The sequence below is a fragment of the Citrobacter tructae genome (genome assembly GCF_004684345.1).
GTDB classification, from domain to species: domain Bacteria; phylum Pseudomonadota; class Gammaproteobacteria; order Enterobacterales; family Enterobacteriaceae; genus Citrobacter; species Citrobacter tructae.
This window is the reverse complement of record NZ_CP038469.1, coordinates 1177311-1194537: the sequence shown is the minus strand read 5'-3', so window position 1 is coordinate 1194537 and position 17227 is coordinate 1177311. Positions and strand designations below refer to the sequence as shown.

At 43.5% G+C, this 17227-nt stretch carries 18 protein-coding genes and 6 pseudogenes; 13 read left to right on the top strand and 11 right to left on the bottom strand.

The window, feature by feature from the left end; translation table 11 throughout:
- Nucleotides 1-55: 55 nt before the first annotated feature.
- From yibB to E4Z61_RS06260, 3 genes and pseudogenes are all read right to left on the bottom strand, one after another.
- Nucleotides 56-913 carry a protein YibB gene (gene yibB / locus E4Z61_RS06270; protein WP_135322028.1) on the bottom strand — a complete coding sequence of 286 codons (858 nt, stop codon included), beginning with the start codon at nt 911-913 and terminating at the stop codon, nt 56-58.
- Nucleotides 914-1426: 513 nt separating this feature from the next.
- The gene (locus E4Z61_RS06265; RefSeq protein WP_038642073.1) at nt 1427-1669 is read right to left on the bottom strand and encodes a DinI family protein; all 243 of its coding nucleotides are present in this window, start codon (nt 1667-1669) and stop codon (nt 1427-1429) included.
- Between the two features lie 93 nt (nt 1670-1762).
- Nucleotides 1763-1867 (bottom strand): annotated as a pseudogene (locus E4Z61_RS06260) (hypothetical protein); the annotation flags it as partial.
- 122 nt (nt 1868-1989) lie between these two features.
- On the opposite strand from E4Z61_RS06260, the gene E4Z61_RS06255 reads away from it, so the two are divergent.
- A complete protein-coding gene (locus E4Z61_RS06255; protein WP_135322027.1) occupies nt 1990-2379 on the top strand; it encodes a HumD family translesion DNA polymerase in 390 nt (129 codons plus the stop codon).
- A gap of 357 nt (nt 2380-2736) precedes the next feature.
- On the opposite strand, the gene E4Z61_RS06250 is transcribed toward E4Z61_RS06255, so the two are convergent.
- The gene (locus tag E4Z61_RS06250; RefSeq protein ID WP_135322026.1) at nt 2737-3783 is read right to left on the bottom strand and encodes a hypothetical protein; all 1047 of its coding nucleotides are present in this window, start codon (nt 3781-3783) and stop codon (nt 2737-2739) included.
- A gap of 450 nt (nt 3784-4233) precedes the next feature.
- Between E4Z61_RS06250 and E4Z61_RS06245 the strand changes: the two genes are divergently transcribed.
- The 3 genes from E4Z61_RS06245 to E4Z61_RS06235 all read left to right on the top strand — a co-directional run bounded on the left by E4Z61_RS06245 (nt 4234) and on the right by E4Z61_RS06235 (nt 7355).
- Nucleotides 4234-5109, top strand: coding sequence for an HNH endonuclease (locus E4Z61_RS06245; protein ID WP_240703854.1), 876 nt, complete (start codon nt 4234-4236; stop codon nt 5107-5109).
- 264 nt (nt 5110-5373) lie between these two features.
- Complete coding sequence (locus E4Z61_RS06240) at nt 5374-6303, top strand: hypothetical protein (RefSeq protein WP_135322024.1); 930 nt, start codon at nt 5374-5376, stop codon at nt 6301-6303.
- Nucleotides 6304-6581: 278 nt separating this feature from the next.
- The gene (locus tag E4Z61_RS06235; RefSeq protein ID WP_135322023.1) at nt 6582-7355 is read left to right on the top strand and encodes a hypothetical protein; all 774 of its coding nucleotides are present in this window, start codon (nt 6582-6584) and stop codon (nt 7353-7355) included.
- 155 nt (nt 7356-7510) lie between these two features.
- Here E4Z61_RS06235 and E4Z61_RS06230 read toward each other — a convergent pair whose 3' ends face one another.
- A complete protein-coding gene (locus E4Z61_RS06230) occupies nt 7511-8686 on the bottom strand; it encodes an HNH endonuclease (protein ID WP_135322022.1) in 1176 nt (391 codons plus the stop codon).
- A gap of 83 nt (nt 8687-8769) precedes the next feature.
- Between E4Z61_RS06230 and E4Z61_RS24355 the strand changes: the two genes are divergently transcribed.
- Entirely contained in the window at nt 8770-9018 is a 249-nt protein-coding gene (locus tag E4Z61_RS24355; protein ID WP_205746883.1) for a pPIWI-associating nuclease domain-containing protein, read from the top strand.
- Between the two features lie 286 nt (nt 9019-9304).
- Here the strand turns inward: E4Z61_RS24355 and E4Z61_RS06220 are convergent, their stop codons facing one another.
- Nucleotides 9305-9976, bottom strand: coding sequence for an SOS response-associated peptidase (locus E4Z61_RS06220; protein WP_135322021.1), 672 nt, complete (start codon nt 9974-9976; stop codon nt 9305-9307).
- A 192-nt stretch (nt 9977-10168) separates the two neighbouring features.
- Here E4Z61_RS06220 and E4Z61_RS06215 point away from each other — a divergent pair.
- Nucleotides 10169-10285, top strand: a pseudogene (locus E4Z61_RS06215) (OmpW family outer membrane protein); the annotation flags it as partial.
- 48 nt (nt 10286-10333) lie between these two features.
- Here E4Z61_RS06215 and E4Z61_RS24060 read toward each other — a convergent pair.
- Nucleotides 10334-10534 (bottom strand): annotated as a pseudogene (locus tag E4Z61_RS24060) (site-specific integrase); the annotation flags it as partial.
- 156 nt (nt 10535-10690) lie between these two features.
- Between E4Z61_RS24060 and arsR the strand changes: the two are divergent.
- Genes arsR through arsC form a run of 5 tightly spaced genes read left to right on the top strand, consistent with a single transcriptional unit; the run spans nt 10691 to nt 15004 of the window.
- On the top strand, nt 10691-11044 hold the full coding sequence (gene arsR, locus E4Z61_RS06205; protein WP_135322020.1) for an As(III)-sensing metalloregulatory transcriptional repressor ArsR: 354 nt from the start codon (nt 10691-10693) through the stop codon (nt 11042-11044).
- Between the two features lie 47 nt (nt 11045-11091).
- A complete protein-coding gene (arsD, locus tag E4Z61_RS06200; protein WP_057696013.1) occupies nt 11092-11454 on the top strand; it encodes an arsenite efflux transporter metallochaperone ArsD in 363 nt (120 codons plus the stop codon).
- Between the two features lie 17 nt (nt 11455-11471).
- The gene (arsA, locus tag E4Z61_RS06195; protein ID WP_135322019.1) at nt 11472-13223 is read left to right on the top strand and encodes an arsenite efflux transporter ATPase subunit ArsA; all 1752 of its coding nucleotides are present in this window, start codon (nt 11472-11474) and stop codon (nt 13221-13223) included.
- A 47-nt stretch (nt 13224-13270) separates the two neighbouring features.
- Nucleotides 13271-14560, top strand: coding sequence for an arsenite efflux transporter membrane subunit ArsB (arsB, locus tag E4Z61_RS06190; protein ID WP_135322018.1), 1290 nt, complete (start codon nt 13271-13273; stop codon nt 14558-14560).
- Between the two features lie 12 nt (nt 14561-14572).
- A complete protein-coding gene (gene arsC, locus E4Z61_RS06185; RefSeq protein ID WP_135322017.1) occupies nt 14573-15004 on the top strand; it encodes a glutaredoxin-dependent arsenate reductase in 432 nt (143 codons plus the stop codon).
- A gap of 27 nt (nt 15005-15031) precedes the next feature.
- On the opposite strand, the pseudogene E4Z61_RS06180 reads toward arsC, so the two are convergent.
- Nucleotides 15032-15251 (bottom strand): annotated as a pseudogene (locus E4Z61_RS06180) (IS3 family transposase); the annotation flags it as partial.
- A gap of 86 nt (nt 15252-15337) precedes the next feature.
- Between E4Z61_RS06180 and E4Z61_RS06175 the strand changes: the two are divergent.
- A pseudogene (locus E4Z61_RS06175) lies at nt 15338-15594 on the top strand (tail fiber assembly protein).
- Between the two features lie 54 nt (nt 15595-15648).
- Here the strand turns inward: E4Z61_RS06175 and E4Z61_RS24350 are convergent.
- From E4Z61_RS24350 to E4Z61_RS06165, 3 genes are all read right to left on the bottom strand, one after another.
- The gene (locus E4Z61_RS24350; protein WP_420808699.1) at nt 15649-15765 is read right to left on the bottom strand and encodes a YnaM/YnfT family protein; all 117 of its coding nucleotides are present in this window, start codon (nt 15763-15765) and stop codon (nt 15649-15651) included.
- 119 nt (nt 15766-15884) lie between these two features.
- The gene (locus E4Z61_RS24055) at nt 15885-16112 is read right to left on the bottom strand and encodes a hypothetical protein (RefSeq protein ID WP_135322016.1); all 228 of its coding nucleotides are present in this window, start codon (nt 16110-16112) and stop codon (nt 15885-15887) included.
- 325 nt (nt 16113-16437) lie between these two features.
- On the bottom strand, nt 16438-16656 hold the full coding sequence (locus tag E4Z61_RS06165) for a cold shock domain-containing protein (protein ID WP_135322015.1): 219 nt from the start codon (nt 16654-16656) through the stop codon (nt 16438-16440).
- 282 nt (nt 16657-16938) lie between these two features.
- Between E4Z61_RS06165 and E4Z61_RS06160 the strand changes: the two are divergent.
- Nucleotides 16939-17150: pseudogene (locus E4Z61_RS06160) on the top strand (cold shock domain-containing protein).
- Nucleotides 17151-17227 lie beyond the last annotated feature (77 nt).

Below are 17227 nucleotides of genomic sequence, written 5' to 3'. Positions count from 1 at the left end.
GTAAAACAATGCCGATCCTGACCAGAAACAGCATTGTTCATACCTCAATTAAAGATTATTTTCCTATAAGAGATACTTTTAATCTTCTTGATAAAGTCATTAAATCTTTCCTTCCGAATAGTTTAAACAGATTAAACCATCGGTTCTTACCCAGGTAATTTAGTTTTATTAATTGAGGTTTGTAATAATAGCACATTATAAAAATACCCTGATCGTCGTCTACTATATTATGTCTGAGGGTTTTTATTTGGCACTGACAAACCAGTTTGTAAAATTCTTTCCATTTCTTTTGTGTTGCTACAATTGATCCACCAATAATATAAGAGCGATTGTTAATCATGTGGTCAAAAACCTGATGGATGGTTTTGACTGTCAAACCTTGTTTAACTGTAAAAAAGTTTACTTTGTTTCGGTCAAATGGATAATTCCATCGAGATAACCCTCTGGTTACTTCTGCACTACGACAGTAACCAAAGTCAACCCATGCAACCATATCATTATTTACTAGCTTTAACTCTATCGCTCTGTTTACAAAATATGCTTTTAGATTGCAAACCAGTGCATAGTCTGGGGACCAGTATTCGGGGTTAATCAACTGGCGAGTTTCAAGCTTGCTTATGAACTCGTTATCTTTTTGAATTCGTGCAATTCTTTTTTTGATATGTTGAAATTTTTTATTAATGTCTAAAGCCACTACAACAGTGTTTTTCCCATCTCTAATTTTTTCAATTTTGGGTTTAAGTTCACTGGATGTAAAGATGATCATATCATTATCTAATTCAGATAGGTTTTTAAAATACTGAATATAGGTGTCAGGTGTTCTCTCTAAATGAGGAGAGAAACCTTTATTACTCGTCCAGTCTCCTCGTCCTATATCGAAAAATGCTGTAACTATGGTAATAGATGAGTTCATTTTTATGCAATCCGTGTTTTATACCTATCCAATAACTGCAAGAATGTTGAATACATATTTTTTTGATGTCTGTTACATGGAGGTATTCTATCAGTATCAACATGAGGCGGGAAGCATCATGTGATATTTAAAAGATAAGCAATGGATTGTGTTTATGGGTTCTGGGGGGCAAATAGCATCCAGAATAACAAATTACCACCGGCTATTAATTGGTGGTAAATAATTTATAACGGTATTATTTATTATTGAATTATTCCGTTAGTGCAATATGCGATATCTATGGGTTACCACACTATATAAAATAATTTACCCCCTGATATTTGGAGTAAGAATGTACATCATCAAAGATGACTGGGCTGGTAAATTGATGGATGTACGATGATGAGAGTTGCCGCAGTCACGTCGTATGCAAGAACGTAACTGCGGCCGACTGGTAGCCATTCGATATAGCGAGTATTGAATGGTTCACAGTCGCGACGGATTGTACTTATCCAACATAACGAATCAATGTGTTTAATCTGAAACCAGCCACATATCTGCCTCTTCAAACATTTCCTGAACCGTTCGGCTTATCTGTTCTTTCTCATGCTTGCTGGCGTCAGTGTTGATCGCCGGTAGTGTCATCATCGGTTTAACCCGGACATCAGCATCGGGGAAGATCCGGTGAACCCTCTTACTCAACTCGCCCAGAATGATATCTTTTGCACCGGGCAGACCATCAAAATTCCTTTTGTCATAAACGAGTTCCACGAACATTGCTTATTGCCTCTTTACTGGATGAATATACAGTATTTATACTGTGTTTTTATCCGGTATTCAAGAGAGGGCGTAATGATGCCACGACGCAGCGATATTGAAATGGCCTGGTATGCCTCGATACAGCAGGAACCGAATGGCCGGAAGACCGTCACCACGCAGCGGTTTGTCCAGGAACTGGGCAAGGTTAACTGGCACTGGACGATGAAGCAGGCCAACGAATGGGTCGAATGGTACGTGACCACCTTCCGCGATGTATCAACGCAGGAAGGTGAGAACCGTACCTTTCAGCTGTTCAATCCAAACGGAGGACTATAGTCATGGGATTTCCGTCACCAGCATCTGATTATGTTGAGCATCGCATCTCTCTCGATCAAGAGCTTATCAGCAAGCCATCAGCAACTTATTTCATGCGGGCATCGTGCTCACATTTCAGGGAGGGGATACTGCAGGGTGCGCTGCTTGTCGTCGACTCTTCGCTGTCGCCTTGTGATGGTTCGCTGTTGATATGTTCAATGGAAGGTGAGTTTCGGATCAAGCGGTATCGAATTCACTCGGAACCACATTTGATAAATCTGGAGAACGGGAGAAGAGAGGAGCTGCCCGTAGACGCGGATGGCTATAGTTCTTCACACACTGTATTCGGGGTGATCACGTACATCATTAATGATGCCAGGAATGCGGAGTTTGATGACTGCCCGGTGATGTGAATAGCTGAGATTTTGTTGCGTAGTGGATGTACGGTGTCGGCATTATTCTCCGATAATTCCCCGTACAGAAAACAGGCATAAAAAACCAGCCGTAAAGGCTGGTTCTTAAAGGAGTTTTTGGTCGGCACGAGAGGATTTGAACCTCCGCCCCCCATGTCGGCGAGGTTCCATCTCAAGGGCAGCTATGTGCCAGGAGCGGACGTTGCCTATATTATGAGGGCAGCTCAGTTGCCACGGTTAGTTTTATGTTTATTACAGAAAACGAAAAAGTGATTTTATTAACGTGGAATTGTTGTTGGAAAGCCCTTCCGCATTAATTTACGGGAGAGCTTCGTGGTTGAAAGATAGTTCTCAGTGCTAAGGGATAAGATTATCTTCGGCCGGATGAATTATTAGAGATCGGATGTCCAGATTTGGTTCCATTGTTGTATCCGACAAATTATTGGTTTCGAATACTAATTCGTCTAAATAGCTACGGACCTGTTCACACTGCTGGAGATAATATGCTATTTGCCGCGCGATGCGGACCCGTGATTCGGGAATGCCCCAATAACCAAACGTTTCCCTTATTATTTCAGAGTGAGTAGATTCTCTGCCATATTGAGGTGTGAAAACTGACATGACATCACTGAATAACTTTTGGAATGTGACCTGACCTTTAATGTTTTCGTCGTTATCATAGATTGCCATAGCGGTAACTAGATCATTTTCTTTGAGCAAAAGCCATCCATATAATGTTCTCCATTCATCTATTTCTGATTGCGACTCAGTTCCATCAGATCCTGCAAATACATACTTGTTAAGAAGTGTTTGTAATTTACTTCTAAATAATGCAATTTTTGCACGCAACTGTCCCTGAACATCATCTAAGCGATTGAATTTAGCTAGATTAATGATAATCATATGGACGAACAAATTAAGGTTGGCTTCTGCTACAGCATAAAATCTCTTTTCCAAATCTTGATCGGGATTCTTAACGGGATGAATTTCGTCTGCAGTAGCCACAAATTCATTTTCAAGAGTAGCATAAAGGTCGATACCTTTTGACCTGACCAAATTCAGATGATCTTCTGTTGGCAACTCCATTAATGCAGCGAACTGATCAAGAAACTGCTGATACTGCACGCCTGCATTACTGAACGCAGTATTTCTCAGCGCCTGCAAGATTATATTAGTCTGATCCCTGACCTCCTTTTTAAACTGCTGAATATCTATATCGTTGTAAATGATATAGATATCAGATTTGGTGACAATAGCAGGAGGCAAAGTCGTTGATTGTACGATTTCATTTGAGATTATTTTCCCTGTTTTTACAGACGTTATGGCCCTGCGAAGCGGGCCTTGCTTGGCCTCACCTGATTTTAGCATCTCATTAATTTGCGACTGTGTGTGAGCTTTTGGCATGACTGGTCCGACGTGCAAATGAAAGTTTCAAAAGAGTTTATACCAGATTATCTCGGTAGGGTATACGCTCCGTGAATTGCAAAAATCTGAAGCAAAGTAAGACGGCAAAGACACAAAGAATAGCCACGGCTTTCGTAACTATTTTCATTGTAGGTAGATAAGGACAACTTCCGTTCCTCGCTCATAACCGCCTGATGCTATGCGGGGGATTTAGTGTCAGAATTGGATATTGCTAGTCTCATGATATGTTCGTTGACGGAGAATACTTTGAACCAGAGCAAAGATGGATACCCACAGGGCCCGTTAGTACGAGCTGTGTGGGACTGCTGTGATGAGCTTTATCAGAAACTAGGTCGAGCACCCTCGCGACAGGAATTCAATGATGAAATTGGCAAACGTGAACCTCATCGCATAGGTATTAGCACCCATTCCCGTCAGTGGGGAGAATGGATGCGTCATCATAATTTCTCAACGTATATTGTTGATGTGCAAGGTATAATTCCTGAAGAAATGCATTATCCGCAATATCTCCGCGTATGGTATGCCGTGACACAACTAAATTCCGCTTCTGCTAAAAATATTGTTCAGTGGATCCGTAACAGCAACGCCCCCCTGAAAGAGAGCGAGATTCGTATCCAACTGGATGCATTAACCGTTAATAGCAACTCCCGATATCGATATCTTGGTAGCCGAAAAAGCGCCCGGACTGACCTGGGTAGCCCATACGACTTGTTATTTCGTAGCGGAAACCTACGAAATACACGGTATGAACAGTATGTGCAGGAGCTGCACGGCATATGGGACATTGGCGATGATGGTAGGACGCCAATTCAGATTGCCGCCCCAAGGCCAGGCGATCGGATGGTAGTTGAAGCGAGAGATGAATTATTCAATGAATTGCCTGACGATGAAGGTGACTTTCGCCTCAAAGCACTACGTGAGGTCATTATTCGAGAAGGGCAACCAGTATTTAGGCGAAAGCTCATTGAAGCTTATGAGGGTAAATGCGCAGTAACGGGCTGTTCAATCCAAGTGTTGCTTGAAGCTGCACATATCACCCCCTACGCAGGAGCTTGGCATACCCGTGCTCAGCATGGCCTGTTACTGAAAACAGATATCCATACTCTATTTGACCGTGGTTTGCTCTGGATTGATACCGAGTTGAAAATAAGGATATCAGAACAGTTGGCCGGGACAGAATATGCAGAGTTAGATGGCCGATATCTCAGGTTACCTAAAGATAAGCAAAACTGGCCGTTAACAACTCATCTGATAAATCATCGGCAATATTGGATTGAAAATCGTAATGATGTTGAAGGTGCTTAACGCTACTACTGTCTGCATCTCGCTCATAGCGGATCTTCAACTCAGTTGGTTCGTCCACTCCGTGCCAGAAGCGGACGTTGACAGCAACTCATAATGCTAATTTTCAGGGAATGGATCGTCATGTACTGAATTGAGCCTAAGTTACAGATGATACTGGCTGTAAAAGCAGGAGAAGAATTATTTACTCTATTGTGATAAGAGCGTTTTTATATTAATATCTTACATACAAATAGATTTCAGAATAAACATTCAATAAGGTTCCATATGTCTGAAATAACTCCAGCTCCTGCTGTTATGGCGGCACTAGTATCTGCATTAGTTACGATTTTATTATTTATTATAAAAGGTGTATGCACACCTTTATGGAATAAATATTTCCTTGTTTACAAAATCAAAGTTGAACATAGCTACGAACAAAAGAAGAAAATCAAAGAGGCGATATCAAAATATAAAATGCCTTTACTCGATTCAGCTGAGTCATTGAATCATAGGTTATGGAATTTTTCAGGAAATTGTACTAAAGGATGGCATAATTTTAAAAAAAATGAATCAATTGGTGATAAATATTACCTGCAAACTTTTTGTTATCGATTTTTAGCATTTTATGCTTGGTGTGTAAAGTTCGAAAGAGAGTTGATATATTTAGATGTAACCCTTTCAGAAAAGAACGATCTTTATTTTGTAAAGTATATTAAAACCATGCAAAATATATTTTGCGATGCTTCGATGTTGAGTGGAATTGGTTATGATAATGAGCATGCTGTAGACCATTTTTTCAGGGATGACCTTATTAGTATTGTGGAAAAAATGATTACACCTACAGGAGTGATTACTTATTCAGAATTCAAATCTAAATCAGAGTCTGAATTAGACTATACACAGGTTTGCAAGTACATATCCACCATAATGAGTGACAAATCTTGCAATAAATGGCATTTAATTAACTGTTTCCATTTTATCCTGATGGCCTTTTTGTCAAAGTATGGATATGACTATCAAAGAACTGGGTTGTTTAAACTATATAAACTGCGCTGCTCAGAACCTCAAAATAAGCTGATAAATAATTTTGAAATATTAGTGTTCAATGCTAGATTAAATAAATGCAAAGAAATAAAGAAGGCAATAGCCATTCTCGAATGCAAATCTAAAATTGCCAATCTCTGTAATTTCCTGAAATTAATAAAAGAGAATTAGCTTGTGATGCATCAAACTAGTTGTTCTGTACGATTGAAAATGAGAGAACCCAAGTCCGCATTGTGAATAGTGTTTGAGCTGAAAAATCGCTAAGATCCTGAAAATTTTTTGGAGAAGCAGATTTTAATGCCCGCTTCTCGCTCAGAGCGTACCTCGCGATACTGCAGGCAGTCCGCTTTGTGCCAGGAGCGGACATCCCACAGTTCTGCTATTATGGCCAGAATCGATAAATCACTACAATCTCTGCCACCGACGCAGTCATGTGATGAAGGATGTTTATGGAACCGGATACGGAATTTTGCTACCCCAATGTTATCGACTTCTTTGGTACAACCTTTTTTCATCTGTGCCACTTTACTCAAGTCGATCTTCATGGTTATAAAGCCTACGATAAATATACCGAAGATAATTTAATTAAAAGCAATGATATTCTTTCCAACGAGGTAAATCGAAGAATTTGCAAATCTGAAGAACATCATCACACTGATATTTTTGAAAGCTACAGTCAGGATTTTAATGAGCTACAAAATATATACCCCGCCATGCACCGCAAGGCAATGATTATCACGCTGTACAATTTTTTCGAACATCAAATTAAGACACTGTGCGTCGAAACAAATAGGCTGCTTCCGCAGGATTTAAGTGGAAAATATAAATTCCGGAATGTGAGCATTAAAAATTTCCGTCAATTTCTGAAGAAAGAGGCTTCTTTTAAGTTTGAGCCGGGGAAGGTGCTATGGGAGCTTTGGGAGGACATGTTGAAAGTGGAACAAATCAGGCATGTTCTGGTTCACTCTGAAGGTGAGATAGAGAAACAGAGAATGAAGTGGCTTGCTGATATAGAAAACTACTGTAAACAGAAAAAAAGTATCAGGCTGATACGTCACCGTATCATTATTGATGAAGGCTATGTTGCATCGCTGATAACCGACCTCATCAGACTGTTTGACCTGCTGTACAGCGATGTTATTGCATTCATCCGGCGATACGAAAATGTACATGGCAGTTATGACGTCCCGCTACCTCCCGGCGCTTCAAAAATACCACTATGACTAATTAGATAATAATCAACTGAATGACCTGCATGCCCAATCAAAAAGTTGCTGCTGTGCGCCCCGGCAGTGACAGCTCTAAATCTCCCCAGTGACCCCAGTGAGTATGAGCGGATATTGCTAGTGTACTAGGATTTTGTACAATAATTGCTACCTCATGACCTGTACATGATCGCCTTACGTGGTGTTCGAAGTTTCTTATTATGCAAATCAGCATAGCGTTTTTCACACCTCGCTTCATCACTCATCAAAACCGTTTCATCCACTATGAGTAAATGCCCAGCATCCAGCAGACGGTGTAGATCAACTGCAAGTGCGATACCATTTTCAATTGTAGATGCACCTCCTTCTGCATGCGCAATTATATGGCAGGCTTCTACTACCAACTTCTGCCCGGTAATCGCGCAAGCATCTCCCCAGTTTCGCAGAACTTCCGCCCTGAAGCGGCCCTGAGCAGGCCTAACCTCAACTCGTGAATATTTGGGACCAGAATTGTTAAAATGGGGGGAATTCAATACCTGCCTGTCGAGTTCTTCGGCGTATACTTTAGCTGCCTGACTATCATCAATAGAATCTATTTCCTCAGGGCTCCAGCCAACAGATGCCAAAAACTCGCGATTATGATCGGTGTCTTGCTGTGAAGTCAGTTGACTATTCGTACCCGCAGGAGTTTCTACGTTGTTGTTCTGACAACCCGGAGAGTTTTGGGCCAAAGCAGCCTGATAAAGGCTCCAGTTTTTTCTCACACACAGCAAATTATTTTTGCTACACCATTGGAAATAGTTTTGTTTAGTATTTTCTTCCAAGCCTATTAACCATTGTTGTTCGTCAGTAAGAACTGGCGCCTCATTCTCAGATAGATGTGTTTTTTTTGTTGTATGCCGATTTTCCTTATTCATTGCATATTCGCTATCACTTTCCTCCCTTTCACGTCGAATTCTTTCCAAAGCTGTTTGCAATATTTCTTCTTCGTTAGCATCCATACCTGGCAAACGATGACCCAATTGAAGCTTTCTTTGACGAACCGCTCTAACTGAGTCATTCATTATTTCACGCCGGTTTTTTATTTCCGAAGAGTCCAACGGAGGGTAGAGCGGAATTTCATTTTTTTCTTTATCCGAAAATCGTTGTTGATAGATATCCTCTAAGTCACAGACCCTATCTTGGGCATCAGCAGGGCTAAAATCATCATGTTCTGCCCAGAAATTTAACCAAGTTTCAACTTTCGAATCTACTCCTGTAGCGAAAAAGTTGGGGTACTTCTCTGTTGCTGCTCTCCGTAATGCATCATAGTTGCGTTTAAAGTTTTTATTATTAATTTCTTCACTCATTGTGAACCCTCGCCATCTTCAATGATGAGTTGCCATGAAGCACAAGTAATACTGCATAAAATTAATGAATTCAACAAAAAAATTTGAAAATTTACGGGCCTCTCAAGCCAAAATTAATACATTCAACTAATAGAAAAGAAAATGGAATAACTGTAGCTGTCTCAGGTACGGTTTATGTAACTCAAGAATACGGTAAGGGGGAGGACTTTACAGAAGTACATGAAAATTATCCGTTTAGCATTTATATTGAGATGAATGTTGAGGACCCTAATGACATTACTATTGATCAATCTGATTTTGAAATCGATACGTCATCCTGGTTTGGCGTTTAATAAAAAATGAAATTGAGGAATCACCTTAACCAATAAAGTGAAGAATGGGGGGGCGACCGAGAACAGTATATAACATAGGAAGATCATAAATTGACCCGAAGCGTTGAGTTGACTGATAACTTACTCGTAGTTTAAATAGCGACAAGAAATCCTAATTATATCCATATAGACCACCGTACAATCGCAATTTTGCAAAAATAAGTGCTCTCGTTGCTCTAGTGGGAGCAAACAGTCCAACTTCCGCTTTTCGCTCAAAGCAGACGTTTTTTCTCTGATGCTTCGTACATCAACGCATAGCTTCTATAAACTCTGGTCCTTGATTCTTAACATTCCCAATGGCAGGCGTCACGGCGTGCCATATAAATTTATCAGCTGGTATGACACCGTCGGCTGCAATTTCCGCTGCTTCTTTCCCTCCAACATCCTGTCTCATCCATTCGCGTGCGGCTTCCGGTGACAGTACCAGCGGTCGCCTGTCATGAATATCAACCAGTCCTTTGTCAGCTGCAGCTGTAACTATCAGGAAACCTTCTGCTTCATCTCCTCGTTCGAATGGCGTGCTGCCGATTGCCGCTATAAATATCGGCTCACCATCGGCCCGATGAATGAAGTAGGGCTGCTTCTTGTCGCCTTCCTTTTTCCATTCGTACCAGCCATCAGCAAAGCAAATTGCACGGCCGTGTTGCCAGAGTGGTTTAAACATTCTGCTGGTGGCCGCAGATTCAGAGCGAGCATTAATTAGCGGTGGCTTATCCCACCACCCAGGGGCATATCCCCAAATGACAGGGTCAAGGTGCAGTTGTTCATCACGTTCGCTCAGAAGCAGAACTTTGGTGCCTGGCGCTACGTTGAAACGCCCTATGGGTTCTGGATCGTATGGAATGTCGCGTTCTGATTCATCAGCGAGCAGGGCAAGATAATCTTCACGCGTCATTGATTGAGCGAAACGTCCACACATAGACACCTCCAGTCTCGAGACTGAAAGTATAGGTACTCAAGGAAAATCTGAGAAAATACGTTCTGCAAAACAATTTAAATCTAACAGCGAATCATAAGCTTACAACACGTTCAAAATGGTCACTCAAACATGACGAAATACCAATAAAATATTTTTAATTCATGATGATAGTTGGAGGTCAGGGAGATACCGGTGTGGTACATGGATATTGACACCACCGCGAGCTATAAACTGGCTGGCGCGCAGCAGCACGACAGTGTACGCCTCGATCCGTGGGTGTTTATGTTCTCTGCGGGTTATCGTTTTTAAGTTCTTCTGCACATCTCTTCTGCAAGGCTGGTCATAAAATGACCAGCTTTTCCATTCTTTTCCACGCGTATCGTTGTAGTGATCGGTCATTACTTTACTGCTATGGCCCAACAAAATTTGTGTGTCGATACCTTGCTCCCTGAATATCCTTTCAGCCAAAGAACGTTGCTCATGGAAAGAAGGGGGAGCACCTTTGCTTGACCAGTCGTAGTCAACTGAGTCACGTGCTTTTCTGAACGCACCGGTTACAGGCGTCGAAAAGCGACAGGATTCACAAATTGAATACTAAACAATCAGTAAACCTAGAATTAAAATTACATTACCATCATATTCGAATTTTCGAATGTGATGGTTGACGGCGCTCAACTATTGCCGGAAACTACGGAGAGAATCCAGGAGATTAAAATGGTTGAACTAACTTCTCTACAACTCTTCAAAAACCTCTCCGATGAAACCCGTCTAGGGATCGTGCTGCTGCTCAGGGAGATGGGGGAGCTATGTGTATGCGATCTTTGTACAGCGCTGGAACAGTCACAGCCCAAGATTTCACGCCATCTGGCAATGCTCCGTGAAAGTGGTCTATTGCTGGATCGCAAACAGGGCAAGTGGGTTCACTACCGCCTATCCCCGCATATTCCTTCCTGGGCTGCTCAGGTGATTGAGCAAGCCTGGTTGAGCCAACAGGACGACGTACAGGACATCGCCCGTAAGCTGGCATCGGCAAACTGCTCTGGTAGCGGTAAGGCTATTTGTCTCTAAAAAATTTCCCTTAACATATATGATTTTTCGAATGTGAGGTATTCAAAATGAAAACATTAACGGTGTTTGACCCGGCAATGTGCTGCAGCACAGGCGTATGTGGCTCAGATGTCGACCAGATTCTGGTTGATTTCTCTGCTGATGTGCAATGGCTGAAAGGACGTGGCGTGCAGGTTGAACGATACAACTTGGCACAACAGCCTATGAGCTTCGTTCAGAACGAGAAAGCGAAAGCATTCCTCGAAGCATCTGGAGCAGAAGGGCTTCCGCTACTGTTGCTAGACGGCGAAACGGTGATGGCAGGGCGATATCCAAAACGCGCTGAGCTGGCTCGCTGGTTTGGTATTCCGCTGGAGAAGGTGGGGTTAGCTCCCACCAGCTGTTGTGGTGGTAATACTTCCTGTTGCTGAGTATGTCAGGAGGACATATGAAATTCTTACAGAATATCCAGCCTTACCTGTTTTTTACCGGGAAGGGGGGAGTGGGCAAAACCTCTATTTCCTGCGCGACGGCTATCCGCCTGGCAGAGCAGGGTAAGCGGGTTTTGCTGGTCAGTACCGATCCGGCCTCCAATGTCGGCCAAGTGTTTGATCAGACTATCGGTAACACTATTAATCCAGTGACTACGGTACCCGGACTTTACGCGCTGGAGATTGACCCGCAGGAAGCTGCCCAGCAATATCGCGCCAGAATCGTTGATCCAATCAAAGGCCTTCTGCCTGATGACGTTGTTAACAGTATCAGTGAGCAGCTTTCCGGAGCATGTACCACTGAAATTGCAGCATTCGATGAGTTCACCAGCTTGTTGACTGACGTTTCTCTATTGACCCGTTTTGATCACATCATTTTTGATACTGCTCCTACAGGTCACACTATCCGTCTTCTCCAGCTTCCCGGAGCCTGGAGTAGCTTCATTGAGAGTAACCCGGACGGTGCTTCCTGTCTCGGCCCGATGGCCGGACTGGAAAAGCAGCGCGAGCAGTACGCGCATGCAGTTGAGGCACTATCAGATCCTGAACGTACCCGCCTGGTTCTGGTTGCACGACTGCAAAAATCCACTTTGCAGGAAGTTGCCCGCACCCATGAAGAACTGGCTGCGATTGGCCTGAAAAACCAGTATCTGGTGATTAATGGCGTTCTGCCTGTCGTCGAAACAGAACATGACGCATTAGCCGCTGCAATAATGCAACGGGAGCAAGAAGCACTGGTAAATCTTCCTGCTGGTTTATCCGGGCTGCCGACAGATATCTTGTTACTACAGCCAGTCAACATGGTTGGCGTATCTGCATTGAAGGGACTATTTAACCCCCTTTCTGAGGCATTACCGCTCCCTACAACGAACGTCCTGTACGCATCTGAAAACTTATCGCTCTCTGGTTTGGTTGATGATATCGCCCGCAGTGAACACGGCCTGATTATGCTGATGGGTAAAGGTGGTGTGGGTAAAACCACAATGGCGGCTGCCATTGCTGTCAGGCTGGCGGATATGGGTTTTGATGTACATCTCACTACCTCAGATCCCGCCGCACATCTCAGTACAACTTTAAACGGAAGCCTGAATAACCTGCAGGTCAGCAGGATCAATCCATACGATGAAACTGAACGCTATCGTCAGCATGTCATTGAGACGAAGGGAAGAGATCTGGATGAGGCCGGGAAACGATTACTGGAAGAAGATTTACGTTCTCCCTGTACTGAAGAAATCGCCGTGTTCCAGGCATTTTCCCGCGTGATCCGCGAAGCAGGTAAGCGATTTGTGGTGATGGATACGGCCCCCACTGGACACACGCTGTTGCTGCTGGACGCAACTGGGGCCTATCACCGTGAAATTACCAAGAAAATGGGAGACAAAAGCCATTTTACTACGCCAATGATGCAGCTTCAGGATCCGGACAGAACCAAAGTTCTGCTGGTTACCCTTCCTGAAACCACACCTGTGTTGGAGGCGGCAAATTTGCAGGCCGATCTTGAACGCGCGGGGATTCATCCGTGGGGCTGGATTATCAATAACAGCCTCTCTATTGCTGATACGCGTTCCCCCTTGCTTTGCCAGCGGGCCAACCAAGAGCAATCTCAGATTGAGGCTGTTAAGCATCAGCACGCTGACCGCATAGCGCTCGTTCCGGTACTGGCATCTGAGCCTACCGGTATTGAAAAACTCAGAGAGTTGGTGAGTTAATTTTTTTGCATATACAGGGTGACAGAGTCGTCCTGTCTGGAGGATGTATGTTACTGGCAGGCGTTATTTTTGTCCTGACCATTGTTCTGGTTATCTGGCAACCTAAAGGATTAGGGATCGGCTGGAGTGCGACACTTGGCGCTTTACTGGCTTTGATTTCAGGTGTTGTACATTTAGGTGATATCCCGGTGGTATGGAATATCGTCTGGAACGCGACGGCGACCTTTATTGCCGTGATTATCATCAGCCTGCTGCTCGATGAATCTGGCTTTTTCGAATGGGCTGCGCTGCACGTTTCCCGTTGGGGCAATGGTCGTGGTCGTTTGCTGTTTACATATATCGTTTTGCTCGGCGCAGCGGTGGCGGCACTGTTTGCCAACGATGGTGCGGCGTTAATACTGACACCAATTGTTATTGCTATGCTACTGGCATTAGGATTCAGCAAAGGTACCACGCTGGCATTCGTCATGGCCGCCGGGTTTATTGCCGATACTGCCAGCCTGCCGCTTATCGTGTCGAACCTGGTGAATATTGTTTCGGCGGACTTCTTTGGTCTGGGATTCACCGAATATGCGTCGGTGATGGTCCCGGTCAATATCGCAGCCATTGTTGCCACATTGGTTATGCTGCATCTGTTTTTCCGCAAAGATATTCCGCCGACTTACGATTTGGCTCTCCTAAAGGAACCGGCAAAAGCAATAAAAGATCCGGCTACATTCCGCACCGGCTGGATAGTTCTGATTCTTCTGCTGGTTGGTTTCTTCGTCCTCGAGCCGCTCGGTATTCCCGTTAGTGCGATTGCGGCGGTTGGGGCGGTAATTCTGTTTGCTGTGGCGAAACGAGGCCATGCCATTAACACCGGCAAAGTGCTGCATGGTGCACCCTGGCAGATCGTCATCTTCTCACTGGGGATGTATCTGGTGGTCTACGGTCTGCGCAACGCCGGCCTAACGGAATATCTCTCCGCCATACTGAACGTGCTGGCGGATAAAGGCCTTTGGGTCGCGACGTTTGGCACAGGCTTCCTGACGGCGTTCCTGTCTTCCATCATGAACAACATGCCTACTGTGCTGGTTGGCGCGCTGTCTATCGATGGCAGCACTGCAACCGGCGTTATTAAAGAGGCGATGATATATGCCAACGTGATTGGCTGTGATCTGGGGCCGAAAATTACACCTATTGGTAGCCTGGCAACGCTGCTCTGGCTGCATGTACTTTCACAGAAGAACATGACGATCACCTGGGGCTATTATTTCCGCACAGGGATCATCATGACACTGCCTGTGCTGTTTGTAACGCTGGCTGCGCTGGCGCTACGTCTCTCTTTCACTTTGTAATGAGATACTGATATGAGCAACATCACTATTTATCACAACCCAGCCTGCGGCACGTCGCGTAACACACTGGAGATGATCCGCAATAGCGGCGATGAACCGATAGTTATTCATTACCTTGAGAACCCTCCATCACGCGACGAATTGGTCAAACTCATTGCAGATATGAGGATCACGGTACGGGATCTGTTGCGTAAAAATGTTGAGCCGTATGAAGAACTGGGGCTGGCGGAAGATAAATTTACTGACGATCAGTTAATCGACTTTATGCTGCAGCATCCGATCCTGATTAACCGCCCAATCGTTGTGACACCGCTGGGAACCAAACTGTGTCGTCCTTCTGAAGTTGTTCTGGATATCCTTCCTGATGCTCAAAAAGGGGTTTTCGTTAAGGAAGATGGCGAGAAAGTCGTTGATGATGCAGGCAAAAGACTGAAATTGGACTGACCCCACGCCCGTAGACATATCCTGTTCTCACGACGAGGCCTGTTCAAAGGCCTCCGGACTGACGCCGCCGGGCCCAGTTGTAGAACACTTCAATGTAATCGAAGATATCAGCCCGGGCCAGATCCCGGGTTTTATATATGCGTTTTCTGATGCGTTCTTTTTTCAGTGAACTGAAGAACGATCCGGCCACCGCATTATCCCGGCAGTTTCCACGCCGGCTCATACTTGGGGCCAGGTTATTGGCCCGGGCGACATTGAGTACCCGACACATCGTCATTACACCCCATACAGTGCGGTGCTCATTGATAACCATTCTGTGGAAGAGTTTGTAATGTGGGATGGGAAAAATGGGTGCATGATAATGGAGCAGAAAAAACGGGGAAGATTACGCAGGCGGCACAACTCAAAGAGAGCATTCTGATGATGGGTACATCAAAAATTGGACCATTGCAGGATACAGTAGATTTTGATATTTCAACGGAAGTGGAATCGGCATTGTTGCTGGTGTGGAAAAATATCGCGTTTTGATTAATCGTGTCGATGCCAGTCAGACACCAGATATTAACTGGCCTGATTGTCCAGTGATATGACTGTCTCTAGTTAAACCTAACATGAGGTAAAGTGAGTAGTCGTCTACGAATGGGCTAAGTATCATTTCGATCTGGATTGTTAGACAAACCAATCCCTACTTTTACTGCGGCGAACAACATAATGCACAGAGTGGTAATTACAGAAAATATCAATACAAGGTTAGTAATCATAATGTTTCTTTATTTCAGTTGAATGTAATTGTTAGACTGACGCACCAGGAGAGTATTCATGATAAATATAGTGATATCACCCCCGAAAAAGTATTGCGACGGCCCATGGTATGCCAGAACTACAAATGCTTTTTTGCAGCATTTAGTATCTCCTGTGAGGTTAACTCCCTGTCTGACGCCACATAAACAACACCATGATCACCAGTCAATGAAGGAAAACCTGCAGACATTATCCGAAGATGTGTCTCTTTACCATTTGGGTACTCTTGCCTGATAGAGGAAATACCATTTAGAACGGTTATGACCTTACAGGGTTCGGTGTTAAAGAAAACAAGGACTTTTATCATATGCCGCCATGATTCTGTTAGTCTTTTCCATCACCCAGTTCTCTCAGTGATGTTAACGGGCAAATTCCAGTGAGGTAAAATCAAGGAAGTGATGCTTTTTGAGGTTGCCTTACCTCTTACGCACTTTATTATTTTACAAGCAGTTAGCTTCTGCTTTAAGGCTTTTCATGCAGCAGACCTGCACTTCATCACATCGGTCAGTACACTCATACAAAGGTAAAATGTACTGACCTGGTGTTAAGAATAATCTGCTTTTATCTAAATTAATTTATGGATCTGTCTACTCAGGAATAATCCTTCATCGTTGTCGCAGACCCACAAATATTTATTTATCGCAAAGTATTACGTTTGCAGCAGCAGGACCTTTGTCACCGCTGTGTATTGCGAATTCTACTTTCTGCCCTTCAAATAAAGTTTTGAAGTCATCACCGTTAAGTGCAGAAAAATGAACAAAGATATCTTTACTTCCATCGAGAGGAGAGATAAAACCAAAACCTTTGTCTTCGTTAAACCACTTGACCAAGCCTTTAACTCTTGAGGTCATACTGACTCCAGTTATACATATATGATATTGATAGTAAACGTATAGTATTAAACGTATGGACTCAAAAGAAGGGGATATCAGCGATAACGCCTGGTAATGAGGACTGCTCGGAAAATGTTTTACGTTCGTAAGTATATCGAACTGATAGGGTTCATTAAGGCACGGGAAGTCATAATAAGCAAATTATATTTTAGCCGTCCAGAGAATCTGCAAAGAAAATTAAAGATGGCAAAAAAATCATTTCAACGTATAGTCGTTACGTTTTTTCAATGAGGCATTGACTTGTCCCACAGAATGACAGGAATTATCAATAATTTTGATATTCTCAGTGGCAAAGGCCTCAAACCCTTTTTGATGGTCGAAAAGACGTTTTGCTTCACATTTCAGCCGTTAACTCCAACGAATCAGAATTACTCACCCTTGGGATCCATATCGAATTTTGTCAGAACAACGGTCTCTATGGTCCTGTTGTTGCGAACATCTTTTTTTCCTGAAACGACATCATCTCCTCTGTGATATCCCACTTTTGGATAAATAATGGGAAGATAAATAAAATGATTAAATTTTAATC

Coding starts and splice junctions, on each gene's coding strand:
- E4Z61_RS24055 (WP_135322016.1), bottom strand. CDS start 16,112: ATGATAAAAGTCCTTGTTTTCTTTAACACCGAACCCTGTAAGGTCATA.
- arsD (WP_057696013.1), top strand. CDS start 11,092: ATGAAAACATTAACGGTGTTTGACCCGGCAATGTGCTGCAGCACAGGC.
- E4Z61_RS06255 (WP_135322027.1), top strand. CDS start 1,990: ATGGGATTTCCGTCACCAGCATCTGATTATGTTGAGCATCGCATCTCT.
- E4Z61_RS24350 (WP_420808699.1), bottom strand. CDS start 15,765: ATGATTACTAACCTTGTATTGATATTTTCTGTAATTACCACTCTGTGC.
- arsB (WP_135322018.1), top strand. CDS start 13,271: ATGTTACTGGCAGGCGTTATTTTTGTCCTGACCATTGTTCTGGTTATC.
- arsA (WP_135322019.1), top strand. CDS start 11,472: ATGAAATTCTTACAGAATATCCAGCCTTACCTGTTTTTTACCGGGAAG.
- E4Z61_RS06165 (WP_135322015.1), bottom strand. CDS start 16,656: ATGACCTCAAGAGTTAAAGGCTTGGTCAAGTGGTTTAACGAAGACAAA.
- E4Z61_RS06265 (WP_038642073.1), bottom strand. CDS start 1,669: ATGTTCGTGGAACTCGTTTATGACAAAAGGAATTTTGATGGTCTGCCC.
- E4Z61_RS06220 (WP_135322021.1), bottom strand. CDS start 9,976: ATGTGTGGACGTTTCGCTCAATCAATGACGCGTGAAGATTATCTTGCC.
- E4Z61_RS06250 (WP_135322026.1), bottom strand. CDS start 3,783: ATGCCAAAAGCTCACACACAGTCGCAAATTAATGAGATGCTAAAATCA.
- arsC (WP_135322017.1), top strand. CDS start 14,573: ATGAGCAACATCACTATTTATCACAACCCAGCCTGCGGCACGTCGCGT.
- E4Z61_RS06240 (WP_135322024.1), top strand. CDS start 5,374: ATGTCTGAAATAACTCCAGCTCCTGCTGTTATGGCGGCACTAGTATCT.
- E4Z61_RS06235 (WP_135322023.1), top strand. CDS start 6,582: ATGGAACCGGATACGGAATTTTGCTACCCCAATGTTATCGACTTCTTT.
- E4Z61_RS06230 (WP_135322022.1), bottom strand. CDS start 8,686: ATGAGTGAAGAAATTAATAATAAAAACTTTAAACGCAACTATGATGCA.
- yibB (WP_135322028.1), bottom strand. CDS start 913: ATGAACTCATCTATTACCATAGTTACAGCATTTTTCGATATAGGACGA.
- arsR (WP_135322020.1), top strand. CDS start 10,691: ATGGTTGAACTAACTTCTCTACAACTCTTCAAAAACCTCTCCGATGAA.
- E4Z61_RS06245 (WP_240703854.1), top strand. CDS start 4,234: ATGCGTCATCATAATTTCTCAACGTATATTGTTGATGTGCAAGGTATA.